A 14,956-nucleotide genomic window follows, 5' to 3' on the forward strand; every position below is an offset into this window, starting at 1 on the left:
CCCGTACGGTTCGCTCAGGCGCGACGGACGCAACGATCCAAGGAGAGAACGATGAGTCACCAGGCACTCGTCATGGGCATCGGCGGCAAGGCCCCCCGGATCGACCCGGAGGCGTTCACCGCGCCCACGTCCGTGGTGATCGGCGAGGTGACGCTGCACGCGGGCGCGAGCACCTGGTACGGCGCGGTCCTGCGCGCCGACTGCGGGCCCATCGAGATCGGCGCCGACAGCAACATCCAGGACAACTGCAGCCTGCACGTGGACCCCGGCTTCCCGGTGACCATCGGGGAGCGGGTCTCGGTCGGCCACAACGCCGTCGTGCACGGCTGCACCGTCGAGGACGACTGCCTCATCGGCATGGGCGCGACCGTCCTCAACGGCGCCGTGATCGGCGCCGGTTCGCTCGTCGCCGCGCAGGCCCTCGTGCCGCAGGGCATGCGGGTGCCGCCCGGTTCGCTCGTGGCGGGCGTCCCCGCCAAGGTGAAGCGGCCGCTCACCGAGGAGGAGCGCGCGGGCATCTCGCTCAACGGCGCGATGTACGTGGAGCTCGCCAAGGCCCACCGCGCCGCGCACGCCCAGGAGGACTGAGCGCTTCCGCCGCGCACGCGAGAGGCCGGGGGCGGACCCGCCCCCGGCCTCTCGCACACGACTCCTACGCGGCCGCGGCCTCGCTCGCCGCGTGCTCCTCGGCGGCCTTCTTCGCCCGCCGCTTGACCAGCAGCATCGAGCCGATCCCGATGAGCACCGCGATGCCGAGACCGACGTACGAGAACCGCTTCAGCCAGTCCTCGGCGACCACGCCGATGTAGTAGATGACGGCGGTGGTGCCGCCCGCCCAGACGATGCCGCCGAGCACGTTGGCGGTGAAGAACTTCCAGTACGGCATGCGCAGGACGCCCGCGAGGGGGCCCGCGAAGATGCGCAGGAGCGCGACGAAGCGGCCGAAGAAGACCGCCCACATGCCCCACTTCTGGAAGGAGCGCTCGGCACTGCCGACGTTCGCCGCGCTGAAGTGCTTGGGGAACTTCCGCTCCAGCCAGCCCAGGAGCGGTCTGCCGCCCTTGCGGCCGATGGCGTAGCCGATGGAGTCGCCGATCACGGCCCCGGCGGTGGCGCAGGCGCCGAGCACCACCGGGTTCACGTCGCCGTGCTGCGACGACAGGAGCGCCGCGGAGACGAGGACGATCTCACCTGGCAGCGGAATGCCCAGTGACTCCAGGCCGATGACGAGGCCGACGAGCGCGTAGACGCTGACGGCGGGTACGTTCTCCAGCCACTCCTGGACGTGCAACCCCGGTTCCTTCCGTGCGCGGACATACTCCCCCGGCGCGCGCGACGACCGCGCACGCCGGGGCAGCCTACCCGCTCACGCCCCACCAGCCGCGCGCTGCCTCAGCCGCCCGTGGACGCGCACTCGTGGCTGTCCCCGCCGCTGCGGCAGCCGGCCTGCCCCGTCCACGCGGGCGCGGGCCGCCGCACCTCGTCCTCGTGCCGCTGGTACGAGAACCCGGCGAGGACCGCCACGGCGATCAGCACGGCCATGAACCCCTGGCTCCACGCGGTCACCGGGGCCCGGACCCGGACCGCCACGCCGGTGGCGAGCAGCGCGAGGCCGCCCACGCAGGCGGAAGCGACGAGATAGCCGTCGAGACGGTCGAACTCGGCGCGGGCCGCCGGGTCGAAGGTGAGGCCGCTCGCGATCCAGGCCGCCAGGATCCCGGCGAGGACGAGCACGTCGGCCACGAGGAGCCCGACGGCCGCGCCGACGTCGGGCCCGGTGTCGGCCCGGGTGCGGACGGAGGCGTCGTGGGCGGGCGGCGCGATCGGCAGGTCCATGCCACCGATCCTCGCGACCCGCGGCCGGGCCCGCCTGAGTACGCCTACTCAGACGCGCCCGCCCGGCCGCGGAAGTCGCCCCCTACTTCGGCTCGTTGGGCCGCAGGGTCCAGGTCACGGACATCTCGCCGGTCACGGCACCGTCCTCGCGGGTGAGGGCGATGGCCACCGGGAACTCGGGGCGCTGCCCGGCATCGAGCTCGGCGACCACGTCGGCGACCGGGCGCCCCAGCGTCGCGGTGGCCTTGACCTTGCCCATCGCGAGCTTCTTGTACGCGATGTCCGCGGACACCGCGAGCGGCACGGCCCGCGAGAGCTGGTCCCCGAACGCGGCCAGCACGATGGCCCCGCTCGCGGACTCCCCCAGGGTGAACATCGCGCCGGCGTGCGGCCCGCCCACGTGGTTGTGGTACTCCGCCTGGTCCGGCAGCTCGACCACGGCCCGCTCGGGGGTCGTCTCCAGGAACTCCAGGTTGAGGGTCCGGGCCATGGGCACGGTGGCGGCGAGCATCTCGCCGATCGACATCTGGTCTGCGCTCATGACCGGGATGTTACCCACGAGTAGCAGTGCTTGGCCAGGCTTGCGCGAACAGCCGTTCCCACCGGGCCTATCGTGGACGCCCATGTGGCCAGGACAAGATCAACCCGATGGACCCCGACAGCCGGGCCCCGGCCCGGGGCAGGACGCGAACCCGTACCAGCAGCCGGGATACCAGCAGCCCAACCCCTACCAGCAGCACGCCCCGGCGCCCTCGCCACAGGAGCCGTGGAACGCGCCGACGGTGTCCGCGGCGCCCGTCCCGCCGGGCGGGGGCGGCCGCAGGACCAAGGTGATCGCCGTCGCCGTCGCGGCGGTGGTCGTGGTGGCGGCCGCCGCCACCGCCCTCGTGGTCCTCGGCGGCGACGAGGACGACGCGGCGACACCCGGACCGACCCGCTCGACGGCCAAAGCGCCCCGCCCCGCGCAGCCCGAGGACTCCGACCGCAGGGGGACGGACGACGGCCCCGAGCCGACGGTGCCGGGCTGGAAGACCGTCGTGAACCCCAGGGACGGTCTGGCCTTCGACGTCCCGCCGCAGTGGGACCTGAAGTCGGCGGACTACGCCACCTGGGTCGCGGAGAACGACGACCCCTCGGACACTCCCCTCGTCGCCATGCTCGCCCCCGCCGTCCTCAAGGAGCGCTGGTGCGCGTCGGACGACGACAAGGACGGCAGGAAGGACTACACGCCCCTCGGCCTCGCGGGCACCAAGCGCAACAAGACCGCGAGCAGCACGGCGGAGATCGCCCGGAGCAACGCGACGGCCTGGGTCTACGGCGGGTACGCCCAGCCGGACAAGAAGAAGGTGACCACAGGCCCGGCGGAGCCCTACACCACCGCGTCGGGCCTCAAGGGCAGTCTGGTGACGGCCACTTCCTCCGGCGTGCCGAAGAAGGGCGCGTGCGACACGGACGGCAAGGCCACCACGTTCGGCTTCAAGAACGCCGACGGCGAGTTCCTCTCCTGGTCCTTCCACGGCGTGAAGGGCGCCAAGGAGGAGATCCCGGACCGGACGGTACGCGCGATCCTGCGCACGGTGCGCGAATACCGGTCGCCCGAGAAGGGCTGAGGTCGGCCGCCCCGGGGTGGTTGTGAGCACATCAACCAGCCACACGTATCGTTACCGGCCATGTGGCCAGGACAGCAGCCGCCCGGGGGCGAGCAGAACCCGCAGCAGCAGAATCCGTACCAGCAGCCGGGATACCAGCAGCCCAACCCCTATCAGCAGCCGGGCTATCAGCAGCCGTCGCCGTACCAGCAGACCGGCCCGGCCGGGCAGCCCGGCCAGTGGAGCGCGCCGACGGCCCCCGCGGGCGTGCCCCAGGCACCGACGGGTGACGGCGGCAGCGGCGGTGGCGGGAACAGGACCAAGGTCATCGCCATCGTCGCGGCGGCGGCCGTCGTCGTGGCCGCGGGCGTGACCGGCTTCCTGCTCCTCGACGGCAAGGACGACGACGGCAAGGGCGGCAAGTCCCCGCAGGCCGAGGGCAAGCCGTCCGCAGCCGCGAAGCCCGGCTCCGGCACGGCCGACGGCGACGACAACGAGCGCGGCACCGCGGACGGCCCCAAGCCGACCGTCCCGGGCTGGCAGGTTGTGGTGAACCCCCGATGGGGCACCGCCTTCGACGTGCCGCCCGACTGGGACGTCAGGAAGCCGGACGCGATCGTCGCGTTCGAGGACGTCAAGACCGGCAAGCCGCTGATGACCATGTCGGGGCCCGCGTACTTCAAGTCGAAGTGGTGCACCTCCGACGAGGACAGGGACGGCCGCACCGAGGACAAGGAGCTCGGCGCGGTCGGCACCAAGGGGGCCAACGGCGCGAAGAACACCGACGAGGTCGCGGTGAACCAGGTCGCCTGGTGGGTGTTCGGCGGCTACACACAGCCGGACAAGAAGAGCCTGCACTTCGACGAGAAGGCCAAGCCGTACACCACCAAGGCGGGCATCAAGGGCAGCATCGCGTGGTCCCGCTCGCAGCACACGCCCCAGAAGGGCAAGTGCGCCTCGGAAGGCAAGGCGATCACGTTCGGCTTCAAGAACGCCGAGGGCGACTTCGTGGCGTGGAGCCTCTACGGCGCGAAGGACGTCAAGGAGGAGATCCCGGACGAGACAATCATGAAGATCCTCAGCACGGTACGTCTCCACGGCGACGCGACGGAGTCGTGAACCGCGCCACCTTCCCGCATGCCGGGCCTTAGCGGACGAACCACCCTCACACCACACCATTCCCACCACCTCGTCCACCACTTCTTCACCGGTTCGTCACGGCTTCGTACGAGGTCATGGCCGGTGCCCGTCCGGCCGCTGACCGGGCGTGGCACCTGGGGCCCGAGCCCATCTATGGTTACTGGCCATGTGGCCAGAACAGCAGCCGCCCGGGGGCGAGCAGAACCCGCAGAGTCCGGGTCCCAACCCGTATCAGCAGCCCGGGTACCAGCAGCCGAACCCGTATCAGCAGCCCGGCTACCAGCAGCCGAACCCGTACCAGCAGCCGACCGGGGGCCAGCCCGTGGCGGGCCAGTCCACGGGCGGGCAGCCCCAGTGGGGCGCGCCGACGTTCCCGATGGGGACGGCGCAGCCCGGCGGCCCGGACGGGGGAGGCGGCGGGGGCAACGGCGGCGGCAACCGGACGAAGGTCACGGCCCTCGTCGCCGTGGCGGCCGTCGTCGTGGCCGCGGGCGTGACCGGCTTCCTGGTCTTCAGCGGTGGTGACGACGACAAGTCCGACGAGGCCGCCACCAAGCCGTCCAAGTCGGCCACCAAGAAGCCGAGCCCCAAGCCGTCGGACGACGACAACCCGCGCGGCACGGGCAACGACCCCAAGCCGACGGTCCCCGGCTGGCAGGTCGTGGTGAACCCCAAGTGGGGCACCGCCTTCGACGTGCCGCCGGACTGGACGGTCAAGACCCCCGACACGTACGTCGGTTTCGAGGACCACAACAAGGGCGACGGCTCCAAGCCCCTGATCATCATGTCCGCCCCGGCCATCTACAAAGAGAAGTGGTGCTCCTCCGACGAGGACAAGGACGGGCGGATGAACGACTCCTCGCTCGCCAGCGTCGGCACCAAGGGCCAGAACGGCGCCAAGAGCACCAAGGAGGTCGCCCGCAACGACTCCGCGTGGTGGGTCTTCGGCGGCTACACCGGCCAGAAGAAGGCCGACAAGAAGAACGTCAAGATCGGCAAGGTGGAGTCGTACACCACCAAGTCGGGCATCGAGGGCAGCGTCGTCACCACGGCCTCGGTCGGCGACCCCGGCTCGGGCAAGTGCGACTCCAACGGCAAGGCCACGACGTTCGCCTTCAAGAACGGTGCGGGCGACTACGTCGCGTGGACGCTGCACGGGGCGAAGGGCGTGAAGGGGGAGGTTCCCGACACGCTGGTGAAGAAGATCCTCGCCACGGTGCGCCTCCACGGCGAGTCCAACGAGTCCTGACCTTTCCCCCCACCCACCCGCGGCCGCCAGGTCGGGGCAGGTCCTCATCGCCGGGGCAGGAACGGGTGGGCGGGTGGGCGGAAACCCTCCGCGGCAGCGGGCCCCGGCGGGGAGGGTCAGCCCACGCTGAAGGCGCCACCCGGCGGCTCCGGCGAAGCCACGGCATCCCCGTCCCGCACCCCACGCGCAGGCCCCACGAACCGCCGCAGCTCACCCCCGTACACGACCCGCGCAGGAAACACGTCGGCCCGGGCCCGCCGTACCAGCGCCTCGACGTCGAGCGGCCCGTGCGAGGCGACCAGCACGGCGTTGCCGAAGCGACGCCCCCGCAGCAGCGCGGGCTCGGCGATGAGGGCCAGCTCCGCGAAGCACTCGGCGAACGTGGCCAGCTGGGAGCGCAGGAAGTCGAACGGCGCGCCGTCGGCGAGGTTGGCCGCGTAGACGCCGTCGGCGCGCAGGACCCGGTCGACGGCACGGGCGTACGCGTCCGACGTGAGGTGCGCGGGCACGCGCGAGCCGCCGAAGACGTCGCCCACGACCACGTCCGCGCTGTCGGCGGGCGCGGCCTCCAGCCAGGCCCGGGCGTCCGTGCCGTGCAGACGGATCCCCGGCTCCTCGGGCAGGGGCAGCTTCTCGACGACGAGCCGCAGCAGCGCGAGGTCGGCTTCGACGACGTCCTGCCGGGAACCGGGCCGGGTCGCGGCGAGGTAGCGGGGCAGGGTGAGGGCGCCCCCGCCGAGGTGCACGGCGTCCAGCGGAAGGCCCGGCGCGGCGAGGGTGTCCAGGACGTGGGCGAGCCTGCGCGCGTACTCGAACTCCAGATGCGTGGGCGCGTCCAGGTCGACGTACGACTGCGGGGCGCCGTCGACGGTCAGGAGCCAGGCACGGTCCCGGTCCACGTCGGGCAGCAGCTTGGCGGTGCCGTGGTCGACGACGCGGGTGACGGGCACGGGCTCGTCCGGAGCGCCGGTCTCGTACTCGGGCTCCGGCTCGCGCCCGGAAGGCCGCTCGGCGTCGGCTATCGGCGTGGGGTCGGGGGCATCGGCAGGCTGGTCCACCGCCCCATTGTGCCCGCCCCCGCCCCACCACGACCCCCGCCGAACACGGACCCACCACCCGGAAGCGACCAGAAGCGAACCCACCAACCAAAAGCAGGCCACCGACCAAAAGGGAACCCACCGACCAGAAGCAGCCCCCCAACCAAAAAAGAGGGGGGACCCGGCCTCCCCGGACCGAGCCCCCCTCACCGGAACCTCAGGCGACAGCCGTCACCGTGCCGGCCCCCACCGTCCGCCCGCCCTCGCGGATCGCGAAGCCGAGCCCCGGCTCCAGCGGGACGTCGCGCCCGAGCTCCACGGTCAGGGTGACCGTGTCGCCGGGGCGGGCCACGGCGGCCTCGCCGAGGTCGATGTCGCCGACCACGTCCGCGGTGCGGATGTAGAACTGCGGCCGGTAGCCGGTGGTCACCGGTGTCGTACGACCGCCCTCGCGGGCCGAGAGGACGTACACCCGCGCGGTGAAACGGCGGCTCGGCCGGACGCTGCCGGGGGCGGCGACCACGTGCCCGCGGCGGACGGCGTCGCGTGGCACGCCGCGCAGCAGCAGCGCCACGTTGTCCCCGGCCTGCGCGGACTCCATGGGCTTGCCGAACGTCTCCAGGCCGGTGACGACCGTCTCCGTGTCCGCGCCGAGGCCGCCGAGGACGTCGACGCGGTCGCCGACGCGGACCGTGCCGCGCTCGACGGCGCCCGTGACGACCGTGCCGCGGCCGGTGATCGTCAGGACGTTCTCCACCGGCAGCAGGAACGGCGCGTCGACATAGCGCTCCGGCATCGGCACGTACGTGTCCACGGCGTCGAGCAGCGCCTCGATCGCCGCGGTCCAGCGGGGGTCGCCCTCCAGCGCCTTCAGGCCCGACACCCGGACCACGGGCGCGGAGTCGCCCCCGTACCCGTGCGTGGACAGCAGGTCGCGCACCTCCAGCTCCACGAGGTCGGCGAGCTCCTCGTCACCGGCGTCGGCCTTGTTCAGCGCCACGACGATGTGGTCGACGCCGACCTGGCGGGCGAGGAGGACGTGCTCGGCGGTCTGCGGCATGATCCCGTCGAGCGCCGACACCACGAGGATGGCGCCGTCGAGCTGGGCCGCGCCCGTGACCATGTTCTTGACGTAGTCGGCGTGACCGGGCATGTCCACGTGCGCGTAGTGCCGCGTGTCGGTCTCGTACTCGACGTGCGCGATGTTGATGGTGATGCCGCGCTGCGCCTCCTCGGGCGCGCGGTCGATGCGGTCGAAGGGTACGAACGTGCCGGTGCCGCGCTCGCTGAGGACCTTGGTGATGGCGGCGGTCAGGGTGGTCTTGCCGTGGTCGACGTGGCCCATCGTGCCGATGTTCAGATGCGGCTTCGTCCGGACGTAAGCGGTCTTGGACATGGTGGTTCCTTCTCCGGAACTCGAAAGGTGAGGCCCGCGGCGCGCGGCCGTCGGACGGGGACCCCTGGGGCCTGGCCGACCCTCCCCCTGAGGGGTCCGCCGGAATGTCCGGGGAGAGTCAGCTTCGGGCGCCGTCGAGAGGAAAAGCGGCAGCCTTCGCAGCGACCGCGACCGCGGCCGGAGCTGTGGGGAAGGCGTGCCGAAACATGTCGACGATCATGGCTGACCCGTCGCCGCGCGTCGAATGATTTTCTGCGACGCACCGGTCACGTACGGCAGTTGTACTCCTCGTGCCCCTCGTGCCCCCTGTGCCCCTCGTGCTTCCTGTGCCCCTCGTGCTCCCCGGGACCCTGAGGCCCCGTCAGCCGCCGATGTTCTTCAGGGCCTCGCGCACGGAGAGCGGCGACAGCGCGGCGCGGTGGCGCTCGACGAAGGCCCGTACCGCGTCCGGATCGGTCTTCGCGTACTCGCGCAGGCTCCAGCCGATGGCCTTGCGGACGAAGAAGTCGGGGTGCCCGGCCTGCCGCGCGCAGTACGCGAAGAGGCGGTCGGAGTCCGTCCGCTCCTTGTGGCGCAGCTGGTGGAGCAGGGCGGTGCGGACCGCCCAGAGGTCGTCGTCCGCGCTCCACGCGTCCATGTCGGCCGCGAGCTCCCGGTCGGCGGCGACGAGGCCGCCGACGACGTGCGCGGCCAGCAGGTCGACGGTGTCCCACCAGGGGACGGTCGTCACCAGGTGCCGGGCCACCGGCAGGAAGCCGGACGAGCAGCGCTTCACGTGCCGCCGCAGGTAGTCGACCGCGAAGTAGTGGTACTCGCGCTCGGGCAGCCGCCAGCACCGCAGCGCGAGCGCCGCGCAGTCGGCCTCTTCGGGGCGCGGGGTGCCCGCGAGGACGGCCCGCGCGAGGTCCCGGCGCACCCCGGAGGCGAGACCGAGGAAGGGCGCGACGTCCTTCATGTACGCGCGCATCTCCGCGGCCCGGGCCGGCTCTGCCGCCTCCGCGTAGATCGTGGTGAGCCGGTCCATGACCGTGTCGGCCAGGGAACTGCGCGGCACTGTGACGCTCATGAGACGCACCATACGGCGATCAGACGCATCCGTCGGTTAGTCTCCCCGGATGCTCGACACCGCTGCCGCTCCCCCGCAGGGCCTCGCCGTGCGCTGCACCCGGGTGCTCCTCTCGCCGTGGTCGCGGCTGTCCCTGCTCGTGCTGCTGCTCGCCGCGGCCGGCACGTGCGTGCTGCTCTTCGAGCCGCAGCGGCTGCTCGCCGACGGCTGGCCGCCGCAGCTCACGGGGGCCGCCGCGGTGTGCGTGTTCGCGGTGGCGTACGGCACGTGCACGGTCGCGTTCGTGCCGCGGCCGCTGCTCAACCTCGCGGCGGGCGCGTTGTTCGGCTCGCAGGCGGGGCTCGCCGCGGCGGTCGCGGGCACGGTCCTCGGGGCCGGTGCCTCCTTCGGGCTCGGCCGGATCCTCGGCCAGGACGCGCTGCGTCCACTGCTGCGCGGCCGCTGGCTGAAGGCGGCCGACGGCCAGCTCAGCCGCCACGCCTTCCGCTCGATGCTCGCGGTGCGCCTCTTCCCGGGCGTGCCCTTCGCGGCGGCCAACTACTGCGCGGCCGTCTCCCGGATGGGCTGGCTCCCCTTCCTCCTCGCCACGGCCATCGGCTCGGTTCCGAACACGGCGGCGTACGTGATAGCGGGCGCCCGGGCCGACACCCCGACCTCCCCCGCGTTCCTCCTTGCGATGGGCTTCATCGCGGTGTCGGGCCTCGGGGCGGCGGCGGTGGCCTGGCGCAAGCGCCACCGGCTGCGCGGGAACTGAACGGCCTCGGCGAGGGCACGCCCCTCGAACCTCACACGGCTTCGAGAATGGTCGCGTTGGCGAGTCCCCCGGCCTCGCACATCGTCTGCAGGGCGTAGCGCGCCCCACGGACCCGCATGGCGTGGACGAGGGTGGTCATGATCCGCGTCCCGCTCGCCCCCAGCGGGTGACCGAGGGCGATCGCGCCGCCGTGCGCGTTCACCTTCCGCTCGTCGACGCCGGTCTCCCGCAGCCAGGCCAGGACGACGCTGGCGAACGCCTCGTTGACCTCGAACAGATCGATGTCGTCGAGCGTCAGACCGGCCCGGCGCAGCACCTGTTCGGTCGCGGGCAGGATGCCGGTGAGCATCAGGAGCGGGTCGGAGCCCGCGACGGCGAAGCTGTGCAGCCGGGCGAGCGGGCGCAGGCCGAGCCGGGCGGCGTTCTCACTGGTGGTGATGAGCACGGCGGACGCCCCGTCGTTGAGGGGGCTGGTGTTCCCCGCGGTGACGGACCAGTCGATCTGCGGGAAGCGCGCGCCGAACGCCGGGTCCTCGTAGGCGGGCTTGAGCCCGGCGAGCACCTCGGGCGTGGTGGTGGGGCGCACGGACTCGTCGCGGGTGACGTGGTCGAGCGGCGCGACCTCCGCGTCGAAGAGGCCGCCCGCCCAGGCGCGGGCCGCCTTGCGGTGCGAGCCGGTGGCGAAGACGTCCATCTCCTCGCGGCTGATGGACCACTTGGCGGCGATGAGCTCGGCGCTGACGCCCTGCGGGACGAGCCCCTCGGGGTAGCGCTCGGCGATGCCGGGGCCGAAGGGATCGGCACCGGCGGGCACGTTCGACCACATCGGTACGCGGCTCATCGACTCCACGCCGCAGGCGATCGCCATGTCGTACGCGCCCGCGATCACGCCCTGCGCGGCGAAGTGCACGGCCTGCTGGGACGAGCCGCACTGGCGGTCGACGGTGGTGGCGGGCACGGACTCCGGGAAGCCCGCGGCCAGGACGGCGTAGCGCGTGGTGTTCATGGCCTGCTCGGCGACCTGGTCGACGCAGCCGCCGATCACGTCGTCCATCCGCGCCGCGTCGACTCCGCTGCGCTCGACCAGGCTGCGCAGGGTGTGCGCGAGGAGCTGGACGGGGTGGACGTGGTGGAGGGAGCCGCCCGGCTTCCCCTTGCCGACCGGGGTGCGTACCGCTTCGACGATGACGGCGTCGCGCATGAGGGTGCCTCTCGGACAGGCCGGGCCGTGTGCCCGGCGGCCTGGGAACGAGTTTGAAAACTGGACGCACTTGCGTACTCCACGGTAACCAAGTGGGTTTGATTTTCCAACCCGCCCGTAGACTGGCTTTCATGCCCTCGACGAAGGACCCGCAGCCGCAGCCGATCGCCCCAGAGGCGACGCCCGGGGAGAAGACCGCCCGGGAGGACCGCCCGCAGAGGACGCCCTCCGGCACCGAGACCCCGCCGGACCGGCGGCGCCCGGCCGCCACGCCCGCGAAGGGCCCCCGCCCCTGCGCGATCGCCGACACGCTCGCCCTCGTCGGCGAGAAGTACTCCCTGCTCGTCCTGCGCGAGGTCTTCCTCGGCGCCCGGCGCTTCGACCAGCTGGCCCGCAACACGGGCGCGCCGCGCGACGTCCTGACGGCACGCCTGCGCCGCCTGGTCGACGCGGGCGTCCTGGAGAAGGTCCGCTACAGCGAGCGCCCCCAGCGCTTCGAGTACCGGCCGACGCCCGCGGGCCTGGAACTGGAGTCCGTCCTGATGACCCTGATGGCATGGGGCGACCGCCACCTACGCCCCGACGAGGACCGGCCCATGATCGTCGAACACGCCTGCGGGCACACGCTCACCCCCGTGGTCACCTGCGCCCACTGCGGCACGGAGGTCCGCCACGAGGACCTGACGGCGCATCCGCAAGTACCGGGCTGGACGGTTACGGGGCCCGCGGGGACGTGAGCGCGCGGCGGGGGCCGAGGCGAGGCTTGGACGGGGCAGGGGGTGGACGCACCGGGGCCCCGGGGACACCAGGACCACCACGGGCACCGGAAGCACCGACGTAGGGAACCCGAAGAAAGCATTCGGCCGCCAACACACGGCCCTCACGCGGACCCGTAACTTTGTGACGCTACGCTGCCCCCGGCGAGGCACGTGATCCCCTTCATCACCACCCCTTCCTGCCCGAGCACCACTCGCCGCCCCGGTCCCCCTTCACCGCTTCTGACCGCCACCACACGGGTCAGCGCACGATCAGTAACTGGACGGCGCAGTTCTCATGTCTTGGCTCGAATCGTTCATCCTCGGACTCGTCCAGGGACTGACCGAGTTCCTCCCGATCTCCTCCAGCGCGCACCTGCGGCTGACCGCGGCGTTCGCGGGCTGGCACGACCCGGGTGCCGCGTTCACCGCCATCACGCAGATCGGCACCGAGACCGCCGTCCTGATCTACTTCCGCAAGGACATCGGCCGCATCCTCTACGCGTGGTTCGGCTCGCTGGTGGGCAGGGTGCCGCGGTCGGACCACGACGCGCAGATGGGCTGGCTCGTGATCGTGGGCTCGATCCCGATCGGTGTGCTCGGCGTGACGCTCAAGGACCAGATCGAGGGCCCGTTCCGGGATCTGAGGCTCATTGCGACGACCTTGATCGTCATGGGCATCGTCCTCGGCTTCGCCGACCGCCTGGCCGCCCGCGACGAGGCCGGCGGCAAACACCGCGCGGTGCGCGAGCGCAAGGACCTCAAGCAGCTCAACATCAGGGACGGCCTCGTCTACGGCGTGTGCCAGGCCATGGCCCTGATCCCCGGCGTCTCCCGCTCCGGCGCGACCATCAGCGGCGGCCTCCTCATGGGCTACACCCGCGAGTCGGCGGCCCGCTACTCCTTCCTCCTGGCCATCCCGGCGGTCCTCGCCTCGGGCGCCTACGAACTCAAGGACGCGGGCGAGGGTCACGTCTCCTGGGGCCCGACCATCTTCGCGACGATCATCGCCTTCGTCGTCGGCTACGCGGTCATCGCCTGGTTCATGAAGTTCATCACGACCAAGAGCTTCATGCCCTTCGTCTACTACCGCATCCTGCTGGGCATCGTGTTGTTCGTGCTGGTGGGAGTCGGCGAGCTGAGCCCGCACGCAGGCGAATCAGGGGACTAGCCGAGAGCCTCTGGCGCCCGGTCGCCACTAGGCGAACCCAGAGGTGACTAGAGCTCATCAGAGCCTCCGGGGCCTCTTATCCTTGATCGTCTCCCACTCGTCTCGCGGTGACGCGCTCCCGAACATCACGAAGGCCCCCACGGGTTCGCCCGGGGGCCTTTCGTGATGCAGTCCCCGATCAGTACGGGGACCAGGGTGGAGGTGCCATCCGGGGGTGGGCCATCCGCCCCACCCTGGCCGCCTGGATACTCACCCACCGCCGGGATTCGGAGAACGCATCCGCACCGCACGAGTCGACGCGCAACTCTCCCAGGTCGCCCTCGGCGACTGCATCGGCCGCATCGGCCGCATTAGCCGCATTGGCCGCGACCACAAGACGATCCACCGCTACGAGACCGCTCTGAGCGGTGGCCACGCTCGTCGGCCTCCTGCTCATCGCCGACGCGCTCGACGTCCCACCGCCGGAACTCCTCCGCCGCTGAACCCTCGACAGGGCACGGATCCCGGTGCCAGATCGCCGCGGCTCCTGCACCGGATGCCGAGTCCTTCGGCACCGTCTCAGCCCGCTCGCCCGGCCGGATCGGCCCATCACACCGCCAGCACAGCCGCTCGCCCTCGCTCACGAGCCCTCGCCTTCAGCCGAGTACGCCATCAGGTCCCGCAGTCGCCGGCCGAGCTCGGCGAGGTTCAGCGCCGCGATGAGCGGGCTGTCGCTCGGGCCCGGTTCCTCGCCGTTCATCAGCAACGCGTCGTGGGCCGCGTCGATCACCCGCAGGTGTGCGTACCACTCACGGCTGCGCTCCGGCGCCGCGGCCGCGGCCCGCTCAGCCCGGGGCAGACGGAGACGGATCTCGGTGACCAAGCGCCGGTGCAACGGGGCGGTCGCCTGCGCAGCGGGGAGCTCGCCCAGGGCGGCCATGCTCGCCTCCACGAGGCCAGCGAGGTCAAGTTGGGCCACGGTGGGAGTCATGACCGGACCCCCACCGCGAGGGAGTCCGCACCCGCCCACGCGGCCAGCGCGCGCAGCACGATCGCCAGACGACGCTCGCCCAGCGGCAGGACACGGTCGATGAGGACCTGCCGCCCGAGCGCGATGGCGAGGACCACTTCGAGGAAGGCGTACTCGCCGTCGCTGAGCTCCAGCTCGGGGAGACGAAGCGACAGGTGCGTCCAGTCGGCATACGCGCTGCCTTCGGCCTGTACGACGAGAACGCGCTGCAGAACAGGCCGGGCCAGCAGCTCGTGCTCCTCGATGAGCATCGCCACTGCGACGCGCTCGTGCTCTGTGGCGTCCCAGGCCCGGAGGCGTTCCTCCATGGACGTAGGCGCGGGCGGCTTGTGGTCGTGGTGCACGGTCATCCGAATGCCTCCGCGGGAAGTCTGGGGCCGCCCGGGCCGAGCGCGGCGCCGAGCCGGTCCGCCTCGGTGAGGCGGCCGGTGCCATCGGGGAGCTCCCGCCAGAAGCGGTCGCCTATCGGGTAGCTGGCGGACGGGGTCCGGAGGGCCCAGCCGGGCGGATGGACGGCGACCTGGCGGACGTCGACCAGGTGAGCCGCTGCGTCTGCCGGGACCAGCCACCAGGCGCACTGCACGGAAGCGTCGGCCAGCAGCGACGCGCGGTGGCTCGCGGGGGTGCGCTGCAGGGAGTTCAGCGCGACGATGAGGAAGGCTTCGGCGGCGAGCCAGGCGTCGCCCGCGGAGCAGTGCGCGGTGCGCGTCGGTGCGTCCATGACCAGCACGTTAGGGACGATCGAGAATCAGC

Annotated in this window: 17 protein-coding genes; 7 read left to right on the top strand and 10 right to left on the bottom strand. The window is 72.1% G+C overall.

Annotated elements, in window-relative coordinates; translation table 11 throughout:
* Positions 1-51 precede the first annotated feature (51 nt).
* The gene (locus tag MQV74_RS07650) at positions 52-588 is read left to right on the top strand and encodes a gamma carbonic anhydrase family protein (protein ID WP_242715274.1); all 537 of its coding nucleotides are present in this window, start codon (positions 52-54) and stop codon (positions 586-588) included.
* 64 nt (positions 589-652) lie between these two features.
* Here the strand turns inward: MQV74_RS07650 and MQV74_RS07655 are convergent, their stop codons facing one another.
* The 3 genes from MQV74_RS07655 to MQV74_RS07665 all read right to left on the bottom strand — a co-directional run bounded on the left by MQV74_RS07655 (position 653) and on the right by MQV74_RS07665 (position 2,377).
* A complete protein-coding gene (locus MQV74_RS07655; RefSeq protein ID WP_138958409.1) occupies positions 653-1,291 on the bottom strand; it encodes a DedA family protein in 639 nt (212 codons plus the stop codon).
* Between the two features lie 101 nt (positions 1,292-1,392).
* On the bottom strand, positions 1,393-1,836 hold the full coding sequence (locus MQV74_RS07660; protein ID WP_242715275.1) for a DUF6234 family protein: 444 nt from the start codon (positions 1,834-1,836) through the stop codon (positions 1,393-1,395).
* An 82-nt stretch (positions 1,837-1,918) separates the two neighbouring features.
* Positions 1,919-2,377, bottom strand: a complete 459-nt coding sequence (locus MQV74_RS07665) for a DUF4442 domain-containing protein (protein ID WP_242715276.1) — start codon at positions 2,375-2,377, stop codon at positions 1,919-1,921.
* A gap of 82 nt (positions 2,378-2,459) precedes the next feature.
* Here MQV74_RS07665 and MQV74_RS07670 point away from each other — a divergent pair, with 82 nt between their 5' ends.
* The 3 genes from MQV74_RS07670 to MQV74_RS07680 all read left to right on the top strand — a co-directional run bounded on the left by MQV74_RS07670 (position 2,460) and on the right by MQV74_RS07680 (position 5,814).
* Positions 2,460-3,446, top strand: a complete 987-nt coding sequence (locus tag MQV74_RS07670) for a hypothetical protein (protein WP_242715277.1) — start codon at positions 2,460-2,462, stop codon at positions 3,444-3,446.
* A gap of 60 nt (positions 3,447-3,506) precedes the next feature.
* Positions 3,507-4,544 (top strand): hypothetical protein, encoded by a 1,038-nt coding sequence (locus MQV74_RS07675; RefSeq protein ID WP_242715278.1) that lies wholly within the window; start codon positions 3,507-3,509, stop codon positions 4,542-4,544.
* A 187-nt stretch (positions 4,545-4,731) separates the two neighbouring features.
* A complete protein-coding gene (locus MQV74_RS07680) occupies positions 4,732-5,814 on the top strand; it encodes a hypothetical protein (RefSeq protein WP_242715279.1) in 1,083 nt (360 codons plus the stop codon).
* Between the two features lie 116 nt (positions 5,815-5,930).
* Here the strand turns inward: MQV74_RS07680 and MQV74_RS07685 are convergent, their stop codons facing one another.
* From MQV74_RS07685 to MQV74_RS07695, 3 genes are all read right to left on the bottom strand, one after another.
* Positions 5,931-6,764: a spermidine synthase gene (locus MQV74_RS07685; protein ID WP_242728533.1), complete on the bottom strand. Its 834-nt coding sequence runs from the start codon at positions 6,762-6,764 to the stop codon at positions 5,931-5,933.
* 304 nt (positions 6,765-7,068) lie between these two features.
* Positions 7,069-8,247 (bottom strand): elongation factor Tu, encoded by a 1,179-nt coding sequence (gene tuf, locus MQV74_RS07690; protein ID WP_242715280.1) that lies wholly within the window; start codon positions 8,245-8,247, stop codon positions 7,069-7,071.
* A 361-nt stretch (positions 8,248-8,608) separates the two neighbouring features.
* Positions 8,609-9,313 (bottom strand): DNA alkylation repair protein, encoded by a 705-nt coding sequence (locus MQV74_RS07695; protein ID WP_242715281.1) that lies wholly within the window; start codon positions 9,311-9,313, stop codon positions 8,609-8,611.
* A 49-nt stretch (positions 9,314-9,362) separates the two neighbouring features.
* On the opposite strand from MQV74_RS07695, the gene MQV74_RS07700 reads away from it, so the two are divergent.
* Entirely contained in the window at positions 9,363-10,067 is a 705-nt protein-coding gene (locus tag MQV74_RS07700) for a TVP38/TMEM64 family protein (protein ID WP_242715282.1), read from the top strand.
* A 31-nt stretch (positions 10,068-10,098) separates the two neighbouring features.
* Here the strand turns inward: MQV74_RS07700 and MQV74_RS07705 are convergent, their stop codons facing one another.
* Complete coding sequence (locus MQV74_RS07705) at positions 10,099-11,268, bottom strand: thiolase family protein (protein ID WP_242715283.1); 1,170 nt, start codon at positions 11,266-11,268, stop codon at positions 10,099-10,101.
* Between the two features lie 299 nt (positions 11,269-11,567).
* Between MQV74_RS07705 and MQV74_RS07710 the strand changes: the two genes are divergently transcribed.
* Both MQV74_RS07710 and MQV74_RS07715 read left to right on the top strand, forming a co-directional pair.
* Positions 11,568-12,005, top strand: a complete 438-nt coding sequence (locus MQV74_RS07710; RefSeq protein WP_242728534.1) for a winged helix-turn-helix transcriptional regulator — start codon at positions 11,568-11,570, stop codon at positions 12,003-12,005.
* Positions 12,006-12,321: 316 nt separating this feature from the next.
* Positions 12,322-13,194 carry an undecaprenyl-diphosphate phosphatase gene (locus MQV74_RS07715; protein ID WP_242715284.1) on the top strand — a complete coding sequence of 291 codons (873 nt, stop codon included), beginning with the start codon at positions 12,322-12,324 and terminating at the stop codon, positions 13,192-13,194.
* Positions 13,195-13,813: 619 nt separating this feature from the next.
* On the opposite strand, the gene MQV74_RS07720 is transcribed toward MQV74_RS07715, so the two are convergent.
* Genes MQV74_RS07720 through MQV74_RS07730 form a run of 3 tightly spaced genes read right to left on the bottom strand, consistent with a single transcriptional unit; the run spans position 13,814 to position 14,924 of the window.
* Positions 13,814-14,164, bottom strand: coding sequence for a DUF6415 family natural product biosynthesis protein (locus MQV74_RS07720; protein ID WP_242715285.1), 351 nt, complete (start codon positions 14,162-14,164; stop codon positions 13,814-13,816).
* Positions 14,161-14,553, bottom strand: coding sequence for a hypothetical protein (locus MQV74_RS07725; protein ID WP_242715286.1), 393 nt, complete (start codon positions 14,551-14,553; stop codon positions 14,161-14,163). The genes MQV74_RS07720 and MQV74_RS07725 overlap by 4 nt, the downstream gene beginning before the upstream one ends.
* Positions 14,550-14,924, bottom strand: coding sequence for a hypothetical protein (locus MQV74_RS07730; RefSeq protein WP_242715287.1), 375 nt, complete (start codon positions 14,922-14,924; stop codon positions 14,550-14,552). The genes MQV74_RS07725 and MQV74_RS07730 overlap by 4 nt, the downstream gene beginning before the upstream one ends.
* Between the last annotated feature and the right edge of the window lie 32 nt (positions 14,925-14,956).

The sequence above is a fragment of the Streptomyces sp. AN091965 genome, from assembly GCF_022698285.1.
In the GTDB taxonomy this organism is placed as follows: Bacteria; Actinomycetota; Actinomycetes; order Streptomycetales; family Streptomycetaceae; genus Streptomyces.